Source organism: Janthinobacterium sp. 1_2014MBL_MicDiv (assembly GCF_001865675.1).
GTDB lineage: Bacteria > Pseudomonadota > Gammaproteobacteria > Burkholderiales > Burkholderiaceae_D > Janthinobacterium.
This window is the reverse complement of sequence record NZ_CP011319.1, coordinates 3,327,191-3,353,424: the sequence shown is the minus strand read 5'-3', so window position 1 is coordinate 3,353,424 and position 26,234 is coordinate 3,327,191. Positions and strand designations below refer to the sequence as shown.

General features: G+C 51.1%; 17 protein-coding genes and 2 pseudogenes. 16 read left to right on the top strand and 3 right to left on the bottom strand.

What is annotated here, in order from left to right:
- Window positions 1–7 precede the first annotated feature (7 nt).
- The 6 genes and pseudogenes from YQ44_RS14425 to YQ44_RS29770 all read left to right on the top strand — a co-directional run bounded on the left by YQ44_RS14425 (window position 8) and on the right by YQ44_RS29770 (window position 6,770).
- Window positions 8–2,896, top strand: a complete 2,889-nt coding sequence (locus YQ44_RS14425; protein ID WP_071323982.1) for a conjugal transfer protein TraG N-terminal domain-containing protein — start codon at window positions 8–10, stop codon at window positions 2,894–2,896.
- A 443-nt stretch (window positions 2,897–3,339) separates the two neighbouring features.
- The gene (locus tag YQ44_RS28995; RefSeq protein WP_156894858.1) at window positions 3,340–3,909 is read left to right on the top strand and encodes a hypothetical protein; all 570 of its coding nucleotides are present in this window, start codon (window positions 3,340–3,342) and stop codon (window positions 3,907–3,909) included.
- A 30-nt stretch (window positions 3,910–3,939) separates the two neighbouring features.
- Complete coding sequence (locus YQ44_RS14420) at window positions 3,940–4,938, top strand: S49 family peptidase (protein WP_071323981.1); 999 nt, start codon at window positions 3,940–3,942, stop codon at window positions 4,936–4,938.
- Between the two features lie 122 nt (window positions 4,939–5,060).
- Window positions 5,061–6,302 carry an RNA-guided endonuclease InsQ/TnpB family protein gene (locus YQ44_RS14415; protein ID WP_071323980.1) on the top strand — a complete coding sequence of 414 codons (1,242 nt, stop codon included), beginning with the start codon at window positions 5,061–5,063 and terminating at the stop codon, window positions 6,300–6,302.
- A gap of 168 nt (window positions 6,303–6,470) precedes the next feature.
- Window positions 6,471–6,530: pseudogene (locus YQ44_RS29775) on the top strand (hypothetical protein); the annotation flags it as partial.
- 171 nt (window positions 6,531–6,701) lie between these two features.
- Window positions 6,702–6,770 carry a hypothetical protein gene (locus tag YQ44_RS29770; RefSeq protein ID WP_442905937.1) on the top strand — a complete coding sequence of 23 codons (69 nt, stop codon included), beginning with the start codon at window positions 6,702–6,704 and terminating at the stop codon, window positions 6,768–6,770.
- 285 nt (window positions 6,771–7,055) lie between these two features.
- Here YQ44_RS29770 and YQ44_RS14410 read toward each other — a convergent pair whose 3' ends face one another.
- Window positions 7,056–9,239 carry a KAP family P-loop NTPase fold protein gene (locus tag YQ44_RS14410; RefSeq protein ID WP_083411851.1) on the bottom strand — a complete coding sequence of 728 codons (2,184 nt, stop codon included), beginning with the start codon at window positions 9,237–9,239 and terminating at the stop codon, window positions 7,056–7,058.
- Between the two features lie 390 nt (window positions 9,240–9,629).
- Here YQ44_RS14410 and YQ44_RS14405 point away from each other — a divergent pair, with 390 nt between their 5' ends.
- From YQ44_RS14405 to YQ44_RS28970, 10 genes are all read left to right on the top strand, one after another.
- Window positions 9,630–10,424, top strand: a complete 795-nt coding sequence (locus tag YQ44_RS14405; RefSeq protein WP_156894857.1) for a hypothetical protein — start codon at window positions 9,630–9,632, stop codon at window positions 10,422–10,424.
- A 321-nt stretch (window positions 10,425–10,745) separates the two neighbouring features.
- Window positions 10,746–10,985, top strand: a complete 240-nt coding sequence (locus tag YQ44_RS14400) for a hypothetical protein (protein WP_071323977.1) — start codon at window positions 10,746–10,748, stop codon at window positions 10,983–10,985.
- 572 nt (window positions 10,986–11,557) lie between these two features.
- Window positions 11,558–11,722: a hypothetical protein gene (locus YQ44_RS28990; RefSeq protein WP_156894856.1), complete on the top strand. Its 165-nt coding sequence runs from the start codon at window positions 11,558–11,560 to the stop codon at window positions 11,720–11,722.
- A 431-nt stretch (window positions 11,723–12,153) separates the two neighbouring features.
- On the top strand, window positions 12,154–12,591 hold the full coding sequence (locus YQ44_RS29345; protein ID WP_198043680.1) for a hypothetical protein: 438 nt from the start codon (window positions 12,154–12,156) through the stop codon (window positions 12,589–12,591).
- Window positions 12,592–12,633: 42 nt separating this feature from the next.
- Window positions 12,634–13,236, top strand: a complete 603-nt coding sequence (locus YQ44_RS29340) for an RES family NAD+ phosphorylase (protein ID WP_198043978.1) — start codon at window positions 12,634–12,636, stop codon at window positions 13,234–13,236.
- A gap of 357 nt (window positions 13,237–13,593) precedes the next feature.
- On the top strand, window positions 13,594–14,958 hold the full coding sequence (locus YQ44_RS28290; protein ID WP_083411850.1) for a metallophosphoesterase: 1,365 nt from the start codon (window positions 13,594–13,596) through the stop codon (window positions 14,956–14,958).
- Between the two features lie 7 nt (window positions 14,959–14,965).
- Complete coding sequence (locus YQ44_RS28985) at window positions 14,966–16,030, top strand: GTPase-associated system all-helical protein GASH (RefSeq protein ID WP_156894855.1); 1,065 nt, start codon at window positions 14,966–14,968, stop codon at window positions 16,028–16,030.
- Entirely contained in the window at window positions 16,027–17,049 is a 1,023-nt protein-coding gene (locus YQ44_RS28980) for a TRAFAC clade GTPase domain-containing protein (RefSeq protein WP_156894854.1), read from the top strand. Before YQ44_RS28985 ends, YQ44_RS28980 begins: the two co-directional genes overlap by 4 nt.
- Window positions 17,046–17,924, top strand: a complete 879-nt coding sequence (locus tag YQ44_RS28975; RefSeq protein ID WP_156894853.1) for a hypothetical protein — start codon at window positions 17,046–17,048, stop codon at window positions 17,922–17,924. Before YQ44_RS28980 ends, YQ44_RS28975 begins: the two co-directional genes overlap by 4 nt.
- Window positions 17,921–20,596, top strand: a complete 2,676-nt coding sequence (locus YQ44_RS28970; protein WP_156894852.1) for a GAP1-N1 domain-containing protein — start codon at window positions 17,921–17,923, stop codon at window positions 20,594–20,596. Before YQ44_RS28975 ends, YQ44_RS28970 begins: the two co-directional genes overlap by 4 nt.
- A gap of 655 nt (window positions 20,597–21,251) precedes the next feature.
- Here YQ44_RS28970 and YQ44_RS29765 read toward each other — a convergent pair.
- A pseudogene (locus YQ44_RS29765) lies at window positions 21,252–21,467 on the bottom strand (IS6 family transposase); the annotation flags it as partial.
- A 98-nt stretch (window positions 21,468–21,565) separates the two neighbouring features.
- A complete protein-coding gene (locus YQ44_RS14375) occupies window positions 21,566–26,104 on the bottom strand; it encodes an NACHT domain-containing protein (protein ID WP_071323973.1) in 4,539 nt (1,512 codons plus the stop codon).
- Window positions 26,105–26,234: the final 130 nt, after the last annotated feature.

Here is a 26,234-nt window from a genome sequence, read left to right as displayed (position 1 = left end):
AAATATCATGTGGGAAATTTTTGCTTATCAAAACTCGGACAGTTTGTACGGACTCATGAACGCGGTTGCTGCCATGGTCGGCGCCAATACCTACCGCAATGCGCTTGGCATCACCGTCGTGTGTGGCTTCGTGTCTGCCCTTGTCGGCTATGCTTTCGCTCCGGAAAAGATGGTGGGCTGGAAGTGGCTCGCCTCGGTAGTCCTGGTATTTTCAGTACTCGTAGTGCCGAAGGTGACCGTCGGCATCGTCGACAAGACAGGAGGTTCGGCCGAAGTCTTCATTAACAACGTACCGTTCGGTCTGGCGGTGCTCGCTTCGCTGACCAGTACGGTCGGCAACAGCCTGACAGAACTCGAAGAGGCTGCCATGCAGGTGATCCCGGGGCCGGCCGGCATGCCGGATAAGCTGAGCTATCAGAACAATGGACTCATGTTCGGCAGCCGGCTGGTGCGCGAAACGTCCAAGGTCGTGTTCCAAAGTCCGTACTTCAGGAACGATTTGATTAATTTTCTGCACCAGTGCACGATGTACGATCTGGCCTCGGGCTACCTGTCACCGGAAGCATTTGCGACCTCTGGTGACGTTTGGGCGCTCATGGGGGATCCTAATCCTGCCAGGTTTACCGGCGTCACGAATGCGGCCGGCGCGGCGGAGTTGCTTCCCTGTCCGCAAGCATATACCAAGCTATCGGCAAAGATGCCTGCCGAAGTACAGCGTATCCAGGGCACACTGGCATTCCGAATGAACCCGACGCTACCCGGACCGGTCGCAGCGGCGCTGATCGCAGACCAGGTTCAGCAGGCTTATATCAAAGCAAGAATCGCGGACGCCTCGGCGACAGCAGCCGACATCATCCGCCAAAACGCACTCATCAATGCGGTGAACGACACCAGCCTTCTGGCGAGCCAAAAGGTCAACGATCCGGCCACCATGATGCTGGCTATCGGCCGCGCGCAGGCGGTGGCACAGACCAATGCGGCATGGATCAACGCTGGAAAAGTAGCAGAACAAGCACTGCCCGTCATCCGCAACGTGGTCGAAGTGGTGGCGTACGCAATGTTCCCGCTGATGATCCTGCTCCTTATGCTGGCTAACGGCAAAGATACCGTGGCCGGTTTCAAGAACTATGCGTCTGTGCTTATCTGGATCCAGCTTTGGCCGCCGTTGTATGCCATCCTTAACTACGCCGCGACCATGTATGCAATGCGCGACCTCGCCGCAGCCGCTAATGTTGGCAACGGCGTCAACGCCCTGTCGCTGACAACGTCATCAGGCATTTTTTCCACAGCGATTTCCGGCGAAGCAGTGGTCGGTTACATGACGCTGAGTATTCCTTTCATTGCCTGGGCCGCTCTCAAGCGCATGGAGAACTTTGGCACCGCGCTCATCGATGGCACGCGCCTGCTGCAAGGAAACGTGACCACCGCCACCAATTCGGCCGCAACGGGGAATGTATCCATGGGCAATATCGCCATGGATCAGAAGACCTTGACGCCTGTCCGCTCGTCACCGTTCTTCAGGAATCGGCAAAACGATCTTTCAGGAAATAGCTTCACCACCAATGTGTTGTCTGGGCTGACTGCGGTTAAGGCGTTGGCCAATGAAGGACCAGTATCCAGAATAGTGGAGGGGAAGGTCACGGAGAATCATGTCGCAGCTGCCACGCAACAAGTATCGGCAGCGGAGTCAAATGCTGTTGCTGCAGCAAGGGATAAAGCCGCCGCCTTGTCGAATGCCCTGCTGCATGTCGACGGAACTAGTGCTACAACAAATCGGTCTAAAGGTGTCACAAGAAACAGTGTGGAAGGATTTGGCGCACGTGCGCAAGAGCTGAAGCAACTTACCGACACCATTGGGAAAGCCGTGGGGGCGAGCGAGCAACAGGTCGCAAGCGTAGCATTTGGGGTAGCGGCCGAGCTCAACATTGGCACGCCGCAAGCGGGGAAAATTCCTGGGGCTAAATTTGCGATACCAGGCCGTGGTGGAAAACAGTACTCCGCCTCAATAGACCAAAAAGAATCGGAGATAAGGCAACACTTGAGTAGTGACGATGTTTCAAAATTTAAAGATTGGGGCGAAATGCTAGTCAATAATACTAGTTTATTGAACTCTATTATTTCGGATAAAAGGACCGCCGCCGAAAATGCAGCCCGGATCACCGAGACGGTAGCGACCTCGGAGCGTGCAGATGCAACGTTGCGCGAACAAGTAAACTACGCCACTAGTATATCGGCAGCGTATTCGCGCGGGGATTCTTTTAATTTTGATCTTGCAAAGGATCCCCGCAATATTCAACTGTTTGAATCACTTCTATCACACAACCAGAACAGTGCAGCTGCCAAAATTATTATCGACTCCCATCTCGGAAGCATTGCAAACACTCCCATATTGCCAACCACGAACAGCAATTTTCCAGAATCATTTGATTCCGTAAGAGTGGCATATCGCGACATGAAGAACAATCCATCGCTTCATCCCGACATCGATAGGAAGCATCAGGCTAACAAATCACGTACACATTCGACAACTCAAAATGGTCCTACAAACAGCGTTAAAAACGACGAGGGAGCATCTCTACCAGCACATCTACCGTTAAAAGGGGAAGATTGGATGACAGCAGAGCAAGCTAGAATTAATAAATCGTCTACGAAAGTTCAGTCAGAAATAGAAACAATAAATGAAAAATCCAGAGATGAGAAAAATAAGGGGCAACAAAAATTTAGAAATGATAGTGGAATTGTCGAGACTCCGACTGGCAACATTTCGTCGAAAAAGTCGTTGTTCGGCAAGGCGAACAAACTAGTCACCGAAGATCCAGACATTGTTGCGGAAGAAATGAAAGAAATCAGAAAAAAAGGCATAAAAAAATTGAAAGAATTTTTTCATAAGCGATAATTCTATTGTGGTTCGCGCATGAGCCATTGAGGGTCCAAAGCTGGATCTCCACTTTCGTCTAATCGATAGGCCGGATTACTAAAGTATTTAGTTCCGTCACATTCATATTCATTCGTGTTAATGACTAATTGCGATGAATAAAAGTGATCCTCTCTGAGAATTTTTTCATGAATAAGTATAACCAAAAAAATTATCCCATATAAAAATAAAAGTGTAAAAAATCCAATAACTGCAACCACAACAACTAAGAGTAAAGGCTCGCCGAAACTCAACAAAACCCCAATTATTACACCGGCAAGTCCACAAAGAAACATCTGCCTTATTGCCTTCACGATAACCTCAAGAATGCATGTTTATATATTAATATACTAGCAAAAACAAAAAAAATATCAAGGGAGACTAAGCGGGATAGACAGGTTTAATTTTTCATGGGGATTTACATTATGAAATTATTGCATATAAGCTTTGCTCTAATTTTGGCATTTGCGGTTTCATCGGTGCAAGCGGTTGCACTCGCACAAAAGCCCACAGACGACTCAGTCTGCGATTTGTCGACGATGACGACGTATAGATTGTCCCAACGAACTTTCGTCGAAGCACGCACGCGAGACGAGAACGTTATTTACGCTCGGCTAGCTCTTCGATTTATAACAAGTCATTGTAAGAATGGCCAGCTCTTGCTGCTCCATTCTGAGGATGGCATCGCTTTCGATGATCAATATTTTCGGGTTGTTACTGCTCAGTTATGTAGTGTTTCCAAGGTCACACGAGAAGCAGCGAGCACGCAAGAATATCCTCAGGCTTTTGTTATGCGCTGCCCAATCTCAAAGCTCAAAGAAGCCACCGCCGCATTAGCCGAAATGGAAAAAGCAAAACCGACGGAAGCCATGATCAAGGACGGCGCGCCGATGCGAAGTGCACCGCCAAACCGGAGAGAAGAAGAAAAAAGAACGTGCGGTGACAAGATGACCTGGGAAACTGTCGTACTGGGTTGGGGGGGCAGTTGTCGCTAACTTATCGCGCCTAACCCCCAAGGAAACGCCATGGAAAATAAAGACGATAAGATTCAAGCTGAACTGCAGGCCACCAATCTCGCACTACTGATGTTGGCCGAGATACGCGAACAACGCGCGGGATTCAGGGAAGAACGCCTGGCGCTTGAACGGGATCGAAAATTTTCTCGCCACCTCACGTTGACGCTGAAGTCGTTGCTCGTTCTCATGCCACTCTTGTTCGGTCTGTACTTTTTCATGCAAACGTTGCAGTTTAAAATAGGTCCCTTCAGCCCGGTCATAGGCATTGTGCACATCGAAGGCGAGATCGCTGCAACCTCACTCGCGTCCGCCGACAAGATCGTGCCGGCCCTGAAGCGCGCGTTTGAGTCCAGCAACGTTACGCAGATAGTTCTGGCGATAGATAGTCCCGGCGGCGCGCCGGTCGAGGCCGAGCGTATCGGAAACGCGATTCACTCTTTCAGGAAAAAGCACCCGAAACCAGTAGTGGCGGCGATCAGCAACGTCGGCGCATCGGCCGCCTACATGATTGCGTTGCACGCCGACAAGATCATCGCGGGAAAATACAGTCTGGTAGGATCGATCGGCGCCATCATCGCGCCATGGCAACTGTCGCGTGCGCTGGATCGGATGGAAATCTCGCAGCAGGTATATGCATCCGGTCACCTGAAGGCATTCTTGAATCCGTTCACACCGCCTAGCCAGGACGCGCAAGCCAAGGCGCAGGATTTGGTGGACAGGGTAGGGCGAACCTTTTTGCGCGAACTAGAGGAACGGCGCGGCCGCGTCCTGCGGCACGACGTCAATTACGCCAGCGGGGAAATCTGGAGTGGGTTAGAAGCAAAGGAAATCGGCCTGATCGATGCCATCGGCACGATGGATGACTTCGTGGATGCTCAAAAGGATGTGACTGCATTCAACTTTGGACCACACCCTGGCGGATTTGGCCAAATGGGTGCCCTGATCTCAACCTCGTTCATTTCTTTGCTCGACGACGTCATCGCGAGGCAGAGGTTTCAGCTCAGGTAGAGGAGGGAGAGCGGAGCTGCAATTCAGTACGGTATGCAATCCATGTCAAGCAAAAATACGGCGCAAATTGGCTAGCTTTCTTGTGGCCGATACTGCCTTCACACGAGTAAGCTTGAAGAATCATGGAAAGATATCAAGCCTACAGGTTCGAGTTGAGACCAACCGGCGAACAGGAGCGCGCCATGCGGCGCTTCGCCGGCTCGTGCCGGTTCGTGTACAACAAAGCCTTAGCTCTGCAAAAAGAAAATCACGCAGCAGGCAACAAATTCATCGGCTACGTGGCCATGGCTAAGCACTTGACCGGGTGGCGCAATGGTACGCAAACGCCGTGGCTGAAAGCCGCACCCTGCCACCCATTGCAACATGCCTTGAAGAACTTGGAAAAGGCGTACAAGAATTTCTTCGAGAAACGGGCCAACTTCCCCAGATTCAAGCGCAAAGGTAGCGGCGACAGCTTCCGCTACCCTGATCCGAAGCAGTTCAAGCTCGACCAAGCCAACGATCGCATTTTCCTGCCCAAGCTCGGCTGGCTGCGTTACCGCAACAGTCGTGACGTATTGGGCGAACTCCGCAACGTCACCGTCAGCCAATCAGCTGGCAAGTGGTTCGCGTCGATCCAGACCCGTCGCGAGGTCGACCTAACCTTGCCTAAAGCAGCGACTGCGATCGGCATTGACGTTGGGATCGCCCGCTTTGCCACCCTGAGCGACGGCAGCTTCATCGCGCCGCTCAACAGCTTCAAGAAACACCAGCAGCGCTTGGCGCGCTACCAGCGCCGCATGGGCCGCAAGGTCAAATTCAGCAGTAATTGGAGAAAGGCAGTCGCCAAAGTTCAACGCATTCACACCCGCATCGCGAATGCCCGGAAAGACTTCCTGCACAAAACCACGACAACAGTCTGTCAAAAACACGCGCTCGTCTGCATTGAGAATTTGCAGGTAGGGAATATGTCCAGGTCCGCCAAAGGCACTGCCGAACAGCCGGGCAAGAAGGTCAGTCAAAAGTCGGGGCTGAACCGCGCCATTCTCGATCAAGGATGGGGCGAGTTTAAGCGGCAGCTAGACTACAAGATGGCGTGGAGTGGCGGCATGCTGCTTGCCGTGCCACCGCACCACACTAGCCAGACTTGCCCGACTTGCAGGCACATATCAAAAGACAATCGGCAGACCCAGGCGAAATTCCTATGTGTCAATTGCGGCTGCGCAAATCACGCCGATGTAGTTGGAGCCGCAAATGTTTTAGAGCGGGGGCACCGCTTGCTAGCCTGTGGAGAGATGGCGCAGTCAGGCCGCTCGAAGAAGCAGGAACCCCTCGAAGCGTGTAGCAACTCATCGCGCCGCGCCGTAGAAATCCCTGTCCTTTAGGCAGGGAGGATGTCAATTTAGCCTGTGGAGAGATGGCGCAGTCAGGCCGCTCGAAGAAGCAGGAACCCGCCGAAGCGCGTCGCAACTCATCGCGCAGCGCCGTAGAAATTCCCGCCCTTTAGGCGGGGAGGATGTCAATGGAACAAGGCGAAATCTCGCGCCCAGAAGATTCACCCCCGTATCGCCAAGGCTAGACGCGACTTCCTGCACAAGGCTACAGTGGCGATTAGCAAAAACCACGGGCTTGTCTGCATTGAGGATTTGCAGGTACGGAATATGTCCAGATCCTCCAAAGGCACCCTCGAACAGCCGGGCAAGAAGGTCAGCCAGAAGTCGGGGCTGCACCGTGCCATTCCAGACCAGGGTTGAGACGAGTTCAGGCAGTAACTCGCGTACAAGATGGAATGGAACGGCGGCAGGTTACTGGCCGCGCCACAGTACCACACCAGCCAGACGTGTCCGGCTTAGGGGGCGGCAGGACGGGAACGGCGCGTACGTCACCGCTTCAACAATACACTGCACCCAATCCGACAAAAAGTCTATTTTCAAGCGACTTGCAAGCGTCTAGTGAACTCGTAGCGATTCAACCTGGAATGGTAAGGAAAGGAAAGGTTAACTAGACCATGAGTAGTGGCTCGCAGGTATCTGGCATCTACATCAACACCTGATCCGGTATAGCGTACTCGCACGCCGACGACTCCCCATGGAAATTAGGTTAAGTTAGGCTTGATTCAAAGTCAGTGAAGCTGCGACCTAAGGCGATTCGCCTCTAAGGCCTAGGTTCATTTTTTTTAGACGCGCAGATTGCTCACCAATTGCTTTTGCACGACCGGGTTCGACGATGAAATCCGCCAACCAAGAATACTCTCCCCTTAGATCAGAAGCTTTGATACGGTCAGCCAAGAGGCAGGCATCTTCCACAAGGGCGTACGAATCCAGCGAATCGAATGGACTATCTTTCACATGAGTGGAGAGAAACTTGCGCAGCCCATTATCGTTAGCACAGATTTTCCCGACCACTTCGTAGGTCTCACCATATGTATAGTTTAGCTGGGCGAATCGATGAAGGATCGCATGCATTCGAGGCTCTTCCGAAAGCACGCCCGTCACGACGCTCCGTCGAACATTATCAGACCAGGTGGCAATTGCCTCATTGACCACATCACTGCTGGATATTAGCTGATCATCAGCTTCCTTGGCCATTCCGGGACGCATGATCCATTTTCCCTGATCGGTCGCAGCTTCTAGCAGGACATTTTCCGAAATCGACAGAGGCGATCTTGCAACGACCTGGAGAAAGATTGATTCACGCTTTTCTGCAGGAGCTTTCCGAATTAAACACTCCAACGATTTGGAGAAAAGATTCGCAAGATCTGCTGTTAGGCCAGACTCCGAGCGAAGCGCACGCTCTATTAACGCATTGGCGCTCCCGTCTACGTTCAGGTTTTGGCTAGAAGGCAGATAATTGCAAATCCATTCGAGAAGTAGTCCTAGTTCACTAGGCTCGTCGGTTGCTAGTGCCTCTGCGAGCTCTTGTGGTTTCGATAGTTTTTCGTGAATGTCGCTCGCTTCTGGCACGCTTTCCAGCGAGGTCATGAGGAAGTATCTTGCCAGCCGGTCGGGATCCGCGATATGAAGATTGGCTTCCGCCACACGATTTCGCTTTCCTGCGCCCTCGGGAAAAAGGAATGCGCAGACTTTTTTAGCCAACTTGTAGTCGGATTCCTGTTGGGGTAGGTGTTTTGCCCAGAGTGGTTTATCACTTTTACGCTCAGAATCCAGTGCAGCCCATTCAGCCCAGTCGAAATCATGTGATTCAAAACCAGAATCCCCACGGAAATAGTGACCACCGGTGAAATCCGCCGGATGACGGTGGACACTGTCGCGGACTTTTGGGAAACGCTGTGAGAAGGCTTCGAATACGATAACGTCTACAGCGTTAACCTCGTTTATGGTTGCAGGAAGGCTTAACATCAGCCTATTCATCAGACGGACAACATCCCTTGGGTGGCGCGCAAGTCGAGCTAAATATCCAATCGCCTTCTGGTAGGCGGACATTTCATAATCGCGGAGTTCAATCCCTAACGACGAAAGAAGGTGAAGCACCTGTTTGTCCACGAAGTTCCTGAGCTGATATTCAAACAGCGGCGGTATTGGGTATGCTACTTGAACTATCTTTTCAAGGTATGACAGGCCAGAATCAACGTTGCCATTTCCCAGCGCCGCCGCAACAACGTCGCGGTCATAGGCGAGCAAATAAGTAGTTCTGGGGAAATCAGCAACGGCCTTGATCGCCTGAACAACGGTACGAATCTCATCTGCAGGTAATCTGTCCACGTCGTCTACGATCACCACAATTGGACGATCGAGATCCCTCAGGGCATCTATTACATCAGCTTTCTTCTTCGCCAGATCCAGGGTAGGCAAAAGTTTTTTCAAATCACCTAGTGCGTCTGTGGCGTCCTTTGTACCATCCACAACGGTTCCGGTAATCGCCCCAACATCCTCCGCAATGTTTCCCGCGAAAGCAATGCCAGGAATGTACTTGAGGTACTTAAGGTGTTTTAACAACCCGATATACCCCAGTAGCTTCTCTCCAGCATTGATGGCTTTTTCTGGCGAACTCGGATCGAGATTAATTGCGGCGGCAATTTGGGTGACCAACGCGTCGACCAGTGCTCCCGTGTTGCTAACCATCCAAGGATTGAAATCGACCACAATAGGCGGCAACTCAGCCGCGTCACATCGGGGTAATTCTTTTTTTACAAAGCCAATTATTGTGCTTTTCCCGCTTCCCCAGCCCCCTTCGATACCAACCACCAACCCTTCACCTGCACTTACGAATAGAAGCGCTTTCGCAAGCGACTTCGCAAAGTGCGAGCGCCCTAGCGCGTCGGATTCTGCAGGACGATCAGGTATATAGGTCGGTGATGTCATATCTGCCTTGGTGGATTAGCTTGGATAAGCCTCTTATCTTATTTTACGATGATTGTGCACACCTACACTATGAAATCATACGTGCCAAGTTCAAGGTATCTGGTGCTTTTCTATCAAGCCATGAGTCTCTATTAAATGTACACAGGGGGCGGCGCCGCGACGGTTTATTTGCGCGAGACGGTGCGTGCGCCGCTAGTGAACTGTCGAAAGTCAGCATTGCCGATGGACGGCAGTTGTCTAATAGATATAATGGGGCAAGTCCACCACGTCAGCGCAACCATGCCAAATTTACGATTCACCGCCCACTTTCCGATTCAAAAACGGAAAAGCACTTTTCCCCCGGTTGGACAAGCGAGCGAGTGCTACCACGTCGCCTCGGGGGCATTGCACGTGGCGGTTGATATCCCCGCGGGCGAGATCTATGCAGTTGCCCAGGCCGAGGCCGAGGTCAGCGCCGAGCTTCACGCTTGGCTTATGTCCTCCACAATGTCGGTGAAGAGCTATCCGGCCGAGCTGGCGAGCGTCCTCGGAAGCCTGGACGGTGCCGCGCGCCGGGTTGTTGAGGCGATCAAGTATTTCCTCATACGTCCCGATATTTTCGATAATGCGCTTGGGATGGCGGCTAATTTCACATGGTCAGACGGTGAAGGCGAAGAGAAATTTGTCCCGATACCGCCCGAGACCAGCAGCTCCGCGATGGTGACGTTTTCGACGGGCGGAGCGGCGGCGATGCAGGTGGGCCTGGACAAGGGTTACCGACCGCTGATCGGTATGCGACATCTGTTCAGGGCGATGCAGGAATCGGAGCCTCGATTTCGTTGGATTGACATTACCATTGCTCTCGAGCTTGCAATCAAGGAAGCCTTGATCCGCAAGCATCCCGAAATTGAGTTGCTTATTCTCGAAATGCCTTCGCCCCCATTAACCAAGCTGTACGACAAAATCATGAAGCACTACCTGGGCGAGAAGTCACCCTATCTGGCTGTGATTAAGACAGGAATGGAAACGCGCAATAAGTTATTGCATCGCCCCGACGGGGTGGTGATAACCGAGACCCAGGCAGCCGATTACCTGCGGGAGGCGCATAAGGCGATCAACCACGTTTTCAGCCTTCTGTACCCCGAGTGGAGCGTAGCCAAAGGAATGACGTCCGGGTTTTACACCAATACGGGAAAAACGACGTGAAAATCGCCTTGCTAGGGCCAGGCTCGACTTTCGCTGAGTATTCGCATCCAAACGACCGCACTTTAGCTTTCGGTTCTCGCCACCGTTTCGCATTCTAAACCAACCACAAATTCGCATTGGCTTCAACCGCCAGCACGTATATCCGACGATTCGGAAGGTCAAAAGCCACGGCATGGTTAGATACCGCCGCAAAGCGAGAGAAGTGTTTCTTCGCCGGTTTAAGCATGAGCCGCAATGCAATGCTATAAATAAGAAGTGACCTAAGGAAAACGCGCCCTAATGGCGCCCGCAACCGGCCGGCAGCCGATGGAGTAGTGGTGCATGTCAATTGAACCCCTCACGCATGAGCAGTCCGTCCGGCTCGCTGTTGTGACGATCCGCGAAGCCTTGAAACTTGGTCCGGACCGTTCTAGCGTATCGACGACCGAACGTATCATGGTCGCGTTCGCTGCCTGTGATCGCTCGTTGTGGTTGCCGGAATCGACGTTGACCACAGTAAAGCTTTGGCAGCAACTGGATGATCGCCAACGCGAAGCACTTACGGTTTACTTCAAAAGCTAATCGTAGACAGGCAAATGAGCTACTACCCCGTCATCTTTAAGGCTGCTGGCACCTCCCAATGGGAAATGCTTTATGCCGATTTGAGCTTATTTATCTAAAAAACAATTTTTAAGGCCCTGCCGGCGTGGCGTTCCCTTTCTGGCAACATCCAGAATTATCATGCCTACGGAGCTGCAGCACATTCGCATCATTAAGACGTTGGACACTGAAGTGGAAGCACGGGACCGAATCAATAAGGCCAATTTGGCGGATATTGCCGAGATGAACCGAGGCTCCGAAGTTATGATCATTAGTCCCGGCAACGGTCATAAGCTCGAACATTTAGCTGAAGCTGGGGAGGACGTGACCGGAGTACTTTTAACGTGTGGCCTGGCTCTTCGTCATCAATCTTTGGTGCCTCAAAAGCGGTAGCAGCGTAGACGTTCGGCATTATTGGAGCAGTAATTGTGGCAGCACTGACAAAACGGCTCGGCTTGACCTGAGCGCTCAGTAACAAAGAAAACCAGCGCTGCTTGGCGCTCCGTGCTGGCCGGATGCCAGCGAATTGAAGGCCGCCTCGAAGCGGAAAAATCATGATTACAGTAACGGTAGAAAAAAATGCAAAAGGGAAGTACAAAGTAGCTGACCAAGCCACGGGCGAAGTCTACGGATACACGGATGCCAAAGACGACGTCGTTGACCTAGTGCGCGACAAAACGGGCGATCTTGACGTCACAGTACTTGCAGGTAACGACTGAGGAAAACCCATCGCCGCACCCATGCCAGCCTTGTGCTGGCATTTGACGTATGAGGGGCTGGTACTGTGCTAGTCCGATGGACGCGATATTACCACCAAGAATCTGGTTGTCGGCTTCTTAGATTACCTGAAGACTCAAGGGGCTACTTATCAATCGAAGATTGTAACGCCAGATGATGCGACTACTGGCCTATCCAGCTCGAGCTATGCTGTATCTCTATGTGGACGGCCAAGTCGTTATGAATTTAATTTTGACCGTTGCTGCACCTAGCGGCAGTAAATTCCAAGTTGCGCTTACTGCATCCAAAGCAGAAACTTGATATTTGCATGTTGATGTCGCTGGCCGCGTTCGGCCAGAAGCGGTCATCGCGCATTTATAATATTCTGGCGTATTCAGTTGTCGATTCGAGCGAAAAAAAATAGGGAGTTTATATGACCGACCGAATTGAGCCACTTGGTGAAATTTTGCTTTGCTCTGACTGCTTTAAAGATGAGGGACTTCGGATTGATGCTGCAAAACATGGTATTGAACAAGACGGTAATTGCCCGAACTGTCAAAGCCCCTATGGGCAAAAGCTGACCCTACGTCATGTTAAAAGTCTAGCATGGCGCTTTTTCGTTAGTGGAACAACAGTCAGGGCCGAGTACGGCGCAGCGCCAGTAATTCAGTTGAACGAGGAGCATTACGGTCGGAGTGACATCGTCCCGTCAGCGTGGCTTAAGAACGATGTCAACCTGATTGAGGAGACCGCTAAAATTGGAATTTTCCATTATGGACCACGACTGTGGATGGTCGGTGAAGTCGAGCCGCTAAAGGCGCTGCAGGACCCAGTTACTCGACCTCAGATTATCGAACGCATCCTGAAGTAGTATCCTGAGGGTACTCTCAGCGTCGGCAGTAAATTCTATCGACTGCGTGTAGGCCCTGAGCGCCCAGCCGATTCTTCAGAGTATGATAGCCCGCCAGTAGCTTTTTCGGGTAAAGGGCGTATGGACTCTCCCGGTCTACCTGTCATGTATGGATCGCAAGATCTAGACGTTTGCATTCACGAATGCAGAGCGTCGACGGAGGATGAAGTCTATGTCGCGACCTTGAAGTGTAAACGGGATATCCGCTTATTGGACCTCTCTCACCCCTTGGAGGAAACTGAGTCTGTGTCCGAATTCGAGAGTCTGGATATGGCTATTCACATGTTGTTTCTTGCCAGATCTCACTCATATGAAATTACGCGGGACATTGCTCTCGCTGCGAAGGATGCTGGTTATGACGGTGTGATTTATTCGTCCTTCTTTAGCTTGATTCGCACAGGAGCCCATCCTTTCGAGACCGTATACGGTATGTCGCTTCGTCGAATCCATCCAGAGCGAAAACAATACGTGGATGCTAGTACCATTCGCAATTTTGCCTTATTTGGTAGACCGGTGGAGAGTGACCTGGTCAGTGTCGAGTGCATTAATCGTTTGATCCTCACCCAGGTTGGATATCGCGGGCATTTCGGACCTATTGAGTATTGAAATCAATGGTGGATTAACGAGGCGTTGGGACGGCTGTTTCTATTTTCTGACTCTGCCGAAAACTCGCCGTTGACACGTGGGTCAAGCATCAGAGTCGGACATTGGAACGAATCAATGCATTGCTTTCGATTCTTCAAAACCCTGCGGTGCTACCGGGTGCCCAAGCCCCAGCTTGAGAGGAGCAAGGGGGGGACCTGAAGGTGGCGCTTGTCAGTTTGCTTAACCTCGTTGTTGACATGAGGTGGCATATCGAAAATTTAGGCACGGAGTCATGGAATTCCAAGAAGACATATTGCATAATAGCAAAGTCAATTTAGTGACTAACAATTGAAGTCCTTCATAATTTCGGGCCCCTTAATGACCTTACGATTTTTGCATTTTTCAGATATCCATTTTGGGCAGGAGGACCGGCTCGGCGCCTGGGAAGTTCATAATGACGTTCGAGCCGAAGTATTGGCTGATTGTCGCCGCGTCATTGCAGATGGTTTGCTTGAAAAGCGTGTCGATGCTATTTTGGTCACTGGCGACATTGCGCAACAGGGTTTGGAAGCTGAGTTTAAGCAAGCAGTGGAGTGGCTTGACCAGGTCACTGAGGTTGTTGGTTGCCCTCGCACAAGTGTCCACGTCATCCCGGGAAATCATGATGTAGATTTGACCTTGATGGGTAAGACAGCGAAAACTGTGCAGGACCAGATCCGAGCACTCGCGACTAGTGAAATACCTGCTTTTATGAAAGATCTGTCGAAGGACAGCGACAATCCGTTACTACGAAAATTCACCGATTACAGGGCGTTCGCCGAGGCGTATGGCAGCGATTTTCACAGCACGGGGCGCCCGGTTGCTATCCACTCACATGCACTAGATGAAAACAGGTCCCTAAGATTTGTTGGCCTCTGCTCAGTTTTAGTCTGCGATAAAGACGATAACGTTGGTAACATGGTGCTCGGCCCTAGCCAGTATGTGATTCCACGAGAACAGCAGGTTGAGGACGTGTACATGATGCACCATCCTTTAAGCTGGTATAAAGATTGTGCTGAGATCACACCATATATCAACTCGAGAGCAAGGGTACTTTTGACTGGTCATGAGCACGCCCCTGCACTAAAGAAGATCGTATATGACGATGGCTGGGAGCAATTGCACATTGCCGCTGGTGCACTTAACCCGCCGCGTCAATCAACCGGATACACGTTTAGCTACAGCTGGATCGAATTCAGTCATGGATTTGAAGAAGGATCTGAGGTTATCAATGTCACCGTCTATCCGCGCATTTGGACATCATCGACTCGTTTTGGTCCCGATAGGGAAAAAACGGGCGGAGAAAATTCTGTCCGGATTCAGCTAAAGGTCTCGCCGCCCAAGGCAGTAGCTACAGCTTCCGCCGTTGGTGCGCGATTAGAGAATCCTATCCCTGTTCAGTATGAACATGAGGAGGAGGTTGCGATGCCTACGAATGAGCCTCTGCCAAACCGTGTTTTAGACCAGGAAGCATTTGACACGCTTCGGTTTCTTTTCTGGCGATATTTTGAACGCAAAACCCGCCAGCAGGTCCTGGTCAATCTTGGATTGCTTTTGCCTTCTACGCGTGTACTTCCGGAGGCATATGAAAAACAGGCCTTTGAGCTTGCTGCTGCCGAGAATAAATTAGGGGTGTTATGGGATGCAATAATGCCCGCGGTGCCTCCCGACGAACGTCGTCCAAACCCCTTTACTGCGAAATAGGAAGAGCATGTTACAAACAATCGGAGAGTGGTACAAACTTATCGATCTCGACTTGACTGACGATTTGCTCGGAAAGCGAAGGGCGGCAGCTTCGGCGTTCGTTGATGATTTGGTAAAATTGCCAGTTGATGCTGCAATTGATGCCGTCGCTTTTGCGCTCGACATCTTCTCGAATGATCGCAAATTGCAAAATGGAACGCGCGAAACTATTCTGGCGGCAGTGCTCAACGCCCATCCGTCGTTCGATGCACAACAAACAACTGCAGACGCAGACTTGAAAACGTGCTGCGCAGTCGCATTAAATGAATTTTTTGTACGCCAGGCGGAACGTCGCAGTATTTTGCGATCAAGCGTTTTGCCCGCAAGTTGTACAGCTGCTGCACTACGCTGGCGAACAACTAAATCCGGTGTCCATGTTTCCCAATGCATGAATAGCCTCCTACAAAATGCCGAAGCGATTCTGGATGCCGCGGATGAGCGTCGACGCGTGCGAAAGGATCTACCAAAGGACAAGTTCAAGAACTCACTCGCGGAAGAGGGCGCAACTCTTTCGACGGCGGGTGAATCCATTGATTTGCTCTACTCGGAGATGCTGAAGGACAGGGAGGAAATCCAGGCGCTTTGGTGGGTATTCGGCGGATATTCGCATCTCAGGAAAAGCGCATTTCAAGACTTGAGTGCGAGCGATGCTGCCATCGTTGCAGGTTGTGAACTAGCTCAAATCATTAAAGCACCAGCTACTTTTGCACTAACGGCCTTGTGCGCTCGTGCTACTCGTGCAGCACCGAACGCACATGAAAAAGCTGCATTTGGAACCATTCTTCAGAACGTTGGTACTGACTGTTGGAAGGCGCTAGATATAACAACACGTGCCGAAAGTTTGATCCGAAAGCATCCGTCAATTTTCCCGGTCTCTTATACTGGATTACGCCTTACTGAGGACGGGGCTACTGCGACAGACATCGTCAGGGCTATGTCTGACTGGGGGGCAATGGAAGAAGCGTCAGCCCTCATCGTTTCTATGCAACTTTTTGCAGAACGAACGATTTTAGTTCAAATTGAGGATCGATGATGACGGTAACCTGTACAGAGGAAGGGTGCCTAATCGCATCGGAAGGCATTTGCGCTCGCTCTGGAGGAACAAGCCTTTGTGAGAAAGCGACAGTAAGTGTTGAGGATGAGGTCGCGAAGCAGGTTTCCGCAATCGTAATCGAGGCACAAATCGTAGCTAGAGAGCTAATCAGTACCGAGGCGTTAATACACCCGGGAACCGAGCTGGGCATTGCGGATGCTGCCGAGCTGATGTGCGAGCGCGCTACTCATGTTATTGGTATTGTTGGATTTTATGGTTCGGGTAAAACATCGTTTCTGAATGCGCTTTATTTACTTGCCTCATGCGGAGTGATGTCCGAACATGGGTATGCTTTTGCTGGCAGTCTTACCCTTCCAGGCTTTGAAGAGAGGGCCCGTGCAAGTAGAAAATGGGAGATGGAGAAAATTCCCGATCGGATGTCTATTCGGACAAAAATTGCAGAAGGACGCAGCGCTGGCTTCATGCACATCGACCTATTTAACCGACTAAGCGGTAGATCGATCCGAGTTTTGTTGTCGGATATTCCTGGCGAGTGGGCGTCAGACTTGGTAAGCAACGCGAGGCACGCGTCACGATTTAGGTTTTTGAATCGATCTGACGCAATCTTCATTATGGTTGAAGGGACGCTATTAACAACGCCACAGACACGTCATGTAGAAATACATCGGCAAGAAATGTTGCTTGACAGGATTGCCGAAATTGCGATCCCGGGCACACCAGTTTACATCGTTTTGACAAAGGCGGACGAGGTCGCGATGGCGCAGCCTCCTGGTCTTGCGCGACTAGTGGAGTATGCAGAAAGTAAAGGCTTCCGAGCGAGCTCATATATTGTTGCATCGCTGTCGAAGCTTCGTGATGTCGCGTCGGGAACAGGAGTGCTGGAGTTGCTTATTGATGCGACCGAAAGGCCGTATATGCCAGATGCGCCGATCTCCAATGGCCGAGCCGCAGAGCGGAATTTTGGCTGGCTACCATGTGCCCAAGGTGATATGCAATGACTAAGCAGAACACGGTGTTGTTAATCGGCGGCCCAGATGCGGGGAAGTCTAATTTTCTGTTCAGATTCTGGTTGGCGATTCGGGCAAGATTAAATTCGAATTTATTGCCAGATGGTCCCCCGCCATCGGCGGAATACCTTAACCAAGGTGTTGGAAAACTACTAATAGGCGAGTTCGAAATTCACACACCGCACGGGACAAATGAGATTTGCGAGATTCCCGTGCTAGCCAATGGAAAAAAGGCGATTGTAGTTGTGCCAGATAGGCCTGGCGAAGATTGGTCGCGCATTTATAGGGAACGGCGAATTCCAAATGATTGGATGGCTAAACTCGGCGACGACACTGCATGTCTAATTCTTGTCCGTGCGCATTCAGATCTAAATCAGGCTCCATTAGATTGGATTTCTGTTCAACAGTTCCACGGAAACGAAGGAAATCTCATCGGCCCCGCTCGGCAAGAGGTGGCTACGCCTACCCAAGTTGTGCTAGTAGATTGGATTCAGATCATTACTCGAGCACTTCGAACTCGTTCATTGACTGCCGCGCGCCCTCGTATTGGCATTATTGTTTCAGCATGGGATTTGTTGTCCGAAGAGGAGCAGGTAGCTGCACCCATCGAATACCTTACGGAGCAATATCCGTTATTGGCTGACTTCTTGGAGAGCAATTCGAAGAACTTAGAAATTGAGTTCTTCGGAGTGAGCTTGTTTGGAGGAGATCCAAAACGTAGTGTGGCCTTCAAAGATGCGTGCTTGCACGCGGACAACCCATGCGGAGGTGGATTCGTTGTGCGTCAGGTCGATGGTGAAGTTCAGCGAGTGTTTGACCTGACATTACCTATTGGATGGGCACTTGGCCTAGAAGACGCGTCATGAATTTACAGTCGATCATGGTGCACCAGACCGTGCATGGCTACATGCACGGTCATGAACTGCTTGCTGCCAGTACAGAGCTAGCTACGTGCGATGCAGACCGCCTTGCTCAATTAAGTGATCTATCTGGTTATCCAGTTGCCCCGTCTTTCCAACCATACTTGACGTGCTATCCGCTTCCGAGCCAGAAATATTATGCATTTGCGTGCACATGGTTCGATGACGAGGCCCCTCGTGATGGATGTGTGCTCACGCATACGCTCCTCGTTCCAATGGACGCTTGGAAAAATGCAGATGTCAGTGCACAACAGCTGAGCACGTTTTTGCGTCGCCCCAATAGGGCAGGCTTCGATGAATTTTGTCGAGCGATAGAGGTGTTCGAAAACTCGGAGTCTATTCGAGCGGGATATCGGCCTGAGGTTCAACGTATCGCAGGTAGCTATTTCTTGAACGGTCAGCCTCTGGTCATACTGACCGCTGAAGCTGAACTAGGTAGAGACATCCTTCCTGCATTCCTCGACCTTATTTGGCCCGCCCTGCGGGCCCGCTTCTCCGGGTGTACATATGCGCTGCAGCCAAGACATATCGGAAGTAGCCAATTCGACCTACAGTTTGCTCCAGCCGCAGCGTTGAGCAAATATAGTCGCGTACCCGAATGTCAGATTATACGAAACGCGGGCGAACTTTTGAGTATAGAAGATTCAAGAGTAGAAAGGCTTATCGAGCTAGTGAACTCGGAATGGTTCGGCGAAGGTAAGCTTGCATCGTACTTTGGCCGAGACCTTTGGGATAACTTGCCACCAGATCCAACGGCGTTGCATAGGCTTGTGATCTTTGATGATCTCGTGAAGAGATCCGAGCACACATCTTCCTCGTCCATTGCCGCACTCGATGTGTTGGGTGGCATCTTCCCATCCCCGACTGTCGCTGTAGACGCAAAGGAGCAGGCGCTTAAGATTGCTATTCAGCGTGCGATGTCGCAACCTCTGGCAAGTAGGCTCGAATATCTCGCTTCGATAGCTTTGCGATGTTCGAAGAGTTCATTCGGAACACTACGAAAACTCCGACGCGATCTGGTGACGGAAATTACTCGCATAAGCATCGATGCACCGGAATCTGCGCTGGAGGCCATGTCCCGTAGCAAAGGCAGAAATGCTCCGCTGTTTAGTGGTATCGGAAGAGGTATCCCATCATGGAATATTCATGATCATGAATCATTGGGTGAGTTTGGTGATCAATTCCCAGCACAAATTGAATCACTTTTGAGATACGCCCCAGAAGTAGCCCCTTCGCACTTGATGGCAATGGACAGGAGTAATCTCGGATTTGAGCGTGGAATCGCGAACGTTCTAAGTTGGTATGACCGCTCACGTCTATACGTACGTGGTCTGATTGGGAAGAGTATTGTTGAGACAGAACTTTTCTCTCGCAATGAGGCGCTTGTAGGGATCGCCGTTGAGCACGCGGGCGTCAGACAATTAGACCTCGTCTTTTCTGCTCTTCTTAAGGATCCACATGGGGTGTGGCATCTTGAGCACGGTCTCGAGGCCCTTGTAAAAAGGTTCCCAGAAGAGTCTCGGGAATCAATTTTGGGAATGGGCATACAGACGGATTTAGCTGCAGATCTGTTCGTTCAAAGTCTTCAATGCACATTGGACGGGCTTAATCTTATTGAATCTCTTGGATCAATTGGTCACCTTGGCTACTCTAAAGTGACCGCAGCATTCGTTAGAAACCTGCCGGATCTGGACTCAGAGAGTCATCAAATTGAAGAAAGAAGTGAGGCTTGGTTGAAGCTATGGTTGGATGGCGAATCCGCCCCATCTAAGCATGTTCTGACTTCTGCTCGGATTTTGCTAAGACGCTTTGATAATCTGGATATCTCATTACGCCTCAGCGCCAAGAAAAATTATTATTTTGAATTTGACGATTCATTTGCCTCCTTGTTAGGTGAATCGATCTTGCGGAGTATAGTCCATGCGTATTTGAGCAGCAGGATGTCTCAAGACGATTTGATAAGTTGGCTACGCAACGTTTTGATCTCGAAGCGAGTGCAGAGTAGTGAAGATCTTGGGTTGAACAAAATAATCCACAATTCGTATTCAAGTGGCGTGATGCTTTGGCGATATATCCGTTTGGTTGGAGAAGAAACGGGGGCTTCACAACGGAAGTTTGAGCCCTTATGTACTTGGCTTTTTGGTATGTTCAAGCCTACTTGGGATCGACAAATGACGAGCGAGTGGAAGTTGATTCTAGCCTATTTACAGCGTACGTCCCGACAAGTTAGTAGGTGTGAAATTGATGCATTGAACACGGCGTTGGATAACCCCAATTTGCCCCTTGTCGAGATTGTTGCCCAGACGTTTGCAAGGGTGTATCTCACAACAGCGCCCAAGGCGAGCCGAACGTTTTTCGAGATGATGTGGGCAAGCGTCCTCGATCCAGGATTAAATTTACGCAAGAAATTAGTATTTGCGTTTCGGAACTCCAATTGGCCCCCTGCGAGCCTAGCGGAAATTGCATTGGATGCAGAAATCGCTGACCTAGTGTTTCGCGAGGTGCAAATTACTGATCAACAATATTTTACCGTTTTGACCAATGAAATGAAGCATAATTGGGCAGATCGACCAAATTTGCATAAGCTTTTGAGAATTTTGGATCAGATAAATCGATAAGTTGAGATAGCTGCCGTTTTTTTTAAATCCAGTTAAAAATGTGAGCGGATCATTTAAATCCAATCGTAGGAACGTCCAAATCGAGTTCACTAGCTTGATGTACTTCGCCAAACAGAGTTGCAGAGTCAAACCCAGATGCGTTGCGAAATCTATTTCGGTTATATCTTCACTCACTCCTGAATCGCCACGAGTTCACTAGACGCTCTTCAGACGCTCAAAATACTATTTTTCGCAATTGGACGGGCTGGGAGGCTCACGATGACCAGTCCACCGCCAGCGCGCAAAGTCCGCGATCTGGCCTAGCGCACGAAGTAGATGACGGGCTAGTTTATCGCCGCTATCGAGCGTAAAAGCAGGCGCTCTGCTGCTGCCTCGATCATCTAGGCCATCCTTCGCCGGCAGTTATGGCTAGGGAAGGCCTGCTTTTGCCAGCGCGCGGTAGGAGACTCTGCAGGGTAGGGGACATAGACAGGCCAGACCCGATCTCATTGGTGGATAAGGCAGCTACGAGATCGCACGCCAGGACCCTGGCAGGACACCCAGGCCCAACACGACCTATCGGTTTTTCATCTTCCAGGAACGATGGATCAGGAGAGCCTAAGTTACTGGTGGAGATTCAATATGGATATGTCCAGGCACCCTTGACCTTGATTTACGTCTCGTCTATCCACCAGCTGCGGCTGACCGAAAGCTTATGCTTGCGAGCCATCTTCTAGATGAGTGGACTGAAATGGATCGCCCATCGATTGATCGAGGATTGGTCGACCGATACGCCGCGCTCCTCCATCTTTTCCTCGATGTGCTGGTAGCTCAGCAGGTAGGCCGCATATCAGCGGATCCAGACCACGATGACTTCGATCGGAAAACGCATACCTTAAAAATTGAGCATGCCGTGCCAGCAAAATTTCGATGGTGCAGCCTACCTGAGATGGAGGCCGCGTTGCCAATACGACGGAAGCCACGATGTGGCTAGAGGTCAGTGGGAGGCCAATCTAGGCCAGATTCCAAATCGGGATGGCGCGATTCATCTGGCGGCCTGCCATACTCCAGGCGCCACTCTTCAATTTGACCGAGAAGGATTAGGGCGGACTTCCGCCGTTTTGTATCCTCAAGCGACATTTTGAAGAGGCGCGCGCGTACCTCATTCGACGCGCGTGCATGCTCTGTGAAGAAATTAAGGCTGGACCCATAGGGCCGTTTTTCGAAAAATAGGCCCTCGAGTTGTTCCCAAATGCCTTGTGGGACCTGCTGAGGTTTTGCGTCATCGATTAGGTTAAGATTTGCGTCGAGGGCATCGGCGGTTCCGATAGACGCCATTACCTTTGAAAGAACATGGCGGTTCAGTTCTGGCAGATCAAGGTTGCACAATTCTCGCAGTCGGGTGGCCGCCTCAGGATGACGTTGGGCGAGCTCAGTGAGGCGTGCGACCGGTATGTCCTCACGATAAGTACGGCGCGTCATTGGAAGGCCGCGAATGTCCGTATCAACAAAGCCCATGAGTAGTTCGCGCGCGTGTGGAGAATTGAGCTTTGCAAATGCGTTAATGAAGCAATCTTCGCATTGTTCGAAGGTTTTTGCATTAAGCGCAAGCTCATACAGGAGATCGACAGCGCCATCCGATCGGCTTTCTCCAAGGGCTGTGACGAGATCACGAAGTTCGTGGCTTGAGAATTGCCGTTTGGCGAGGACCTCGCGCACTTTTTCGATCCCTGCTGTAGGATCGTCGACGAAGGGGCAGAGCATAAGTGTACGGAGCAGAAGGAATCTCTCTGATTCCTGCATCCATTTTTCTGTTCGTGCGATGACGGAATCAACCAACGAGAAAACAGTGGTCGCGGGCAATATGACGCCTGCCACAAATAGGTGATCGATTGTATCTAGGCAGGTGTATTGGTTCCACTGGTCAGGCGCGGCAATTATGTCGAGCACAACCGCAGTGGAACCGCGACCGTCAACAGCTGCAAGCGCTTTCGCGAGGTCTATAAGGCCGGCAGCGGGCTTCCCGTCTTGCGTGGTATCTCTGAGACGCTCTATTTCAGCAGTAAGTGCAGCTGCAATTCTTAAGCGCTTTTGATTATCACCAGAGGCGGAAGTATTACCAAGGCGCGCAGCCCACACTAGGTCATAGCGTGTAGACCGACCCAAGGAACGCTCTGGCAGGTAGTCCCGCGCCATTCCAACGGCGGCGGCGGAGCGATATTCAGGTTCGAGAAGCAGAGCAATGAGCACTTGCTCCGCACCGACTGGGTCAAGGTGAATAATTGCGGAGACGTGCCAAGTAGAATAGCTCATGGCACCCCCATTTCCAATAGGCCCACGATCGCCGTTTGCACGTGCGACCCTGCCGCGACGTATTCGTTCTACGTCAGCGTAGGCAATTCGTAATAAGTCGGGCATGTCCTCTGGCGTTCCGACTTGCGCGATGGCCGAGACAAGGTTCGCCTTCTCCTCACCGCTAAAATCATCTAGGTACAGGACAACATCTATGCTGCTTCTCAGATAATTCTGAATGCGTTCCCGTAAACCTTCGTTCAAGATCTGCAAGGGCTCCATATCCGACCTGGCAACTCTGCTCATAAGCCTCGTTACGACACTGATATCTATCGGATCTCCGTTGGTAATTGACGATAGAATACCTGCGACGGCTAAGTCGCCAGGCAAGCTGCGGAATAAATCTTCAAGTTGGCGTCGTATTTCACGCTCGGTTTCCGGTTCCTCTGCATGCATTTTTCGCCGTTGCTCGCGCAGCTTTGCGAACACCCGCACCGCGATTTTAGCGTCTGCATGAGCAGAAACGACATCGATTGCGCCACAATGGCGTCCTTCGTTGAGCTTTTCCGTTTCGAGGCTTCTCAGGTACTTTTCGACTAGGTCATCAGGAAATTTTGTCACGAATGGCGACCAGGATTTGTATGGGTCGAGGATGCCTTCGGCGCCCTTGATGATTATCCATTCGCTCAACCAAGCCGGATCGACCTGATGCAGATACTCAACTGATGGCTTCGTATAATATGAGTTCGGAAAGCGAATGAAGTCATTCGGCAGGGTAGACAATGCATCCTTAATAACATGGTCGAGTCCTGATTCACCGAGCCTGATTAACTCAATCGCCGCTTGCAAGCGGGCAGGCTTGTCGGCAGTACTCGTGTTGATGAAGTTCCACGCCGCAGCGATGGCCCTAGTCCTAAATAACACGGGCAAGTAATCGAAATTTTCACACACCACATTCTGGAAAGTCTGCACGTCCATAGAATTAAGGACCCGGGTTAGCGCGTCTTCGGCACCCGACCAAATTAGGCCGGAGAAAGCTGCCTTTTTGACCTCGACGCATTTATCCTCGGCAGCGAAAGACGCAATTTCATCGTCGGCTCTATGGTGAAGTAATTCTGACACAAAATCAGAGCGTGCTTCATCGCTCCAGGTTCGAACCAGTCCGGGCCAGTTCGCTCCAAATGACGAAACGTGGATATCCGGCCAAAGTCGATACGCATGAAGGCGCGTTTGCTGGTCTTCTCCTGACAGTAGTGGAACGATGACATCGTGGAAGTCATCCGCGCCAGTCGCAAGCATCGCAGCAATAGCATATTGTCGAAAGCTTCCGTCGTGGAGCGTCATGAGAGTGCGGAGGCGAGCACCCATCACCACGCGCAACTCGTTCCAGATACTCGTGCCGCATAGTTGTACAAGTTCGCTGGCAAATACGGGATCGACGGCGAGCGCCATTTTCACTAACATCCGACCGGCGCGTGCGTTTCTTCTGTCGTCTTCGTCCTTGCCAGTTTGATTGGAGAATGTCTCGGCAATCATTCGCAGCGGCTCTGCCCAGGCCGGATCATTTACGTACTGGGCTGTAATACGGACATTCGCATTGAGGTCATCCTCAGGTGCAGCAAGAAGTTCCGCACGTAAGTCGAGTGCAGCGTAGTATTCTTGAATCTGCTGATGCTCGAATTGATACGCCGTTTGTGGATAATCTATACGTTCAAGAACGTGATGGGCTGTGAGAGTTCCAAGTACACCCGGTGCTCCTGTTGCCTCGATTTGCCCAGAGCCCGCGAGCTCTCGCACAACAGAGGAGACAATGGTGCGAGCATTATTCTCGGATAGAGCTACCGCACCGTGCTTAGTCATCTCGCCTGCGAGGGCCTTCAAGTAATCGGATTGTCGACCGAAAATCGGCGCGGACTGCAACTCGTTTTGATGCTCGTCCCGTCGCTCATGTAAACGGATAACTTGTTCAAGAATTCCGATTTTCGTCGAAGGAATTTCCGCTCCGGCTTCAAATAGTGAAGCTACCTCTGAGAGGATGAATGGCGTGCGGGTCAGGCTATCGAGTGATGGATCGATATCGATACGCGTGCGCAGCTCAGAGCTCTTCGCACCAAGCCGGATCGCCAAATATGCGCTTCGTTGCGAACGGTTCAGTCGCGACAAAGTCAACCGAATTGCACCGGGAAGTGGCGGTGTCAAGTGGTGCTTGCGGGTGGCGACGATAATGCCTGCACTCGGAAAATCTCGTTCGAGTTCCTGAAGCGCAGTCTTCGCCTGCGCCGAATTCGATTCCGCAATTTCATTCCAGCCGTTCAATAGAAACAAGAAAGGTTCTGATTGTTGCACGCGCGCCAGATTGGCCGAGGTCAGATTCTCGGCCTGAAATGCGGGCATGCCGGAAATGTATTCGAGAATTCCTCGTCGAGAGTATATCCACGTAGGTAGTTCCACGATGAACGCTGTACCAGAAGCGCGCGGGCGTTGCGCAAGCTGTATCAGCGTGGTGGTCTTTCCACGCCCTGCGGGTCCTTCAAGAACGATGCGTCGGCTCTGTGCCAATGCCTGCTCGATCTGGTGGAGAGACATCACATGGGCAGACTCCTTGCCATCGGAGTCAAGTTGCACAGCCGTAAGTTCAATGAGTGGAGTCCCTTTTGTTTTCGTTACCCAAGCTCGAGTAACAGCGTCGGCCGCACGTCTTATACGTTCAATGAGGTCTGTGATTTGCGGCTCGGCATTTATACCGAGGTGGAGGGAACTTGCACGTAGTGCGGCATTCTCCGGCATCATCATCTGCACGATGATTTCCTCGCGTTCAATGATATGGAGTTCGAGATCGTAATCTTTCTGAATTGCCGCTTCCCACCGTTTTCGGTCAGCATTACCGACTTTTCCGGGCGTCACAAATATGAGCTTCCCGAGGTCCGGAAAATTTGACTTGGCAGTACGTGCGTCCTCAGAAATTTTTTTCAGTTTCGGGGTGATCGAGGCTGCGAGTCCCTTGCCAACACGCTCTGGAGTCATGGTTCCGGGCGCATAGGCATCGAGCCCGAAGTCCTTTTTCCGCTCACGAGCAATGAGTTCAGGCCAGCGCATTTTTCCGAGCACTACTGCGAGCCCCTGAAAACGCATGCCTTCTTCTTGGGAAATGAGCTCGTCAAGAGCTCTTTCAATGTCGGTTCTAAGGATAGTCATTCCGTAAAGGTGCATAGTCAATTCGCTCAGCAAAGAAGTCATTCGCACCAACGGCCGCGATACCGATACTGATCAAGTTAGGCGAAGCATGATTCGTAAAATCCGTGTTCAGAAAGACCGGTATGATCGCCTTCAGCGCTCTTAAGGAAATCCGCCTCCATGGCGAGCAGGA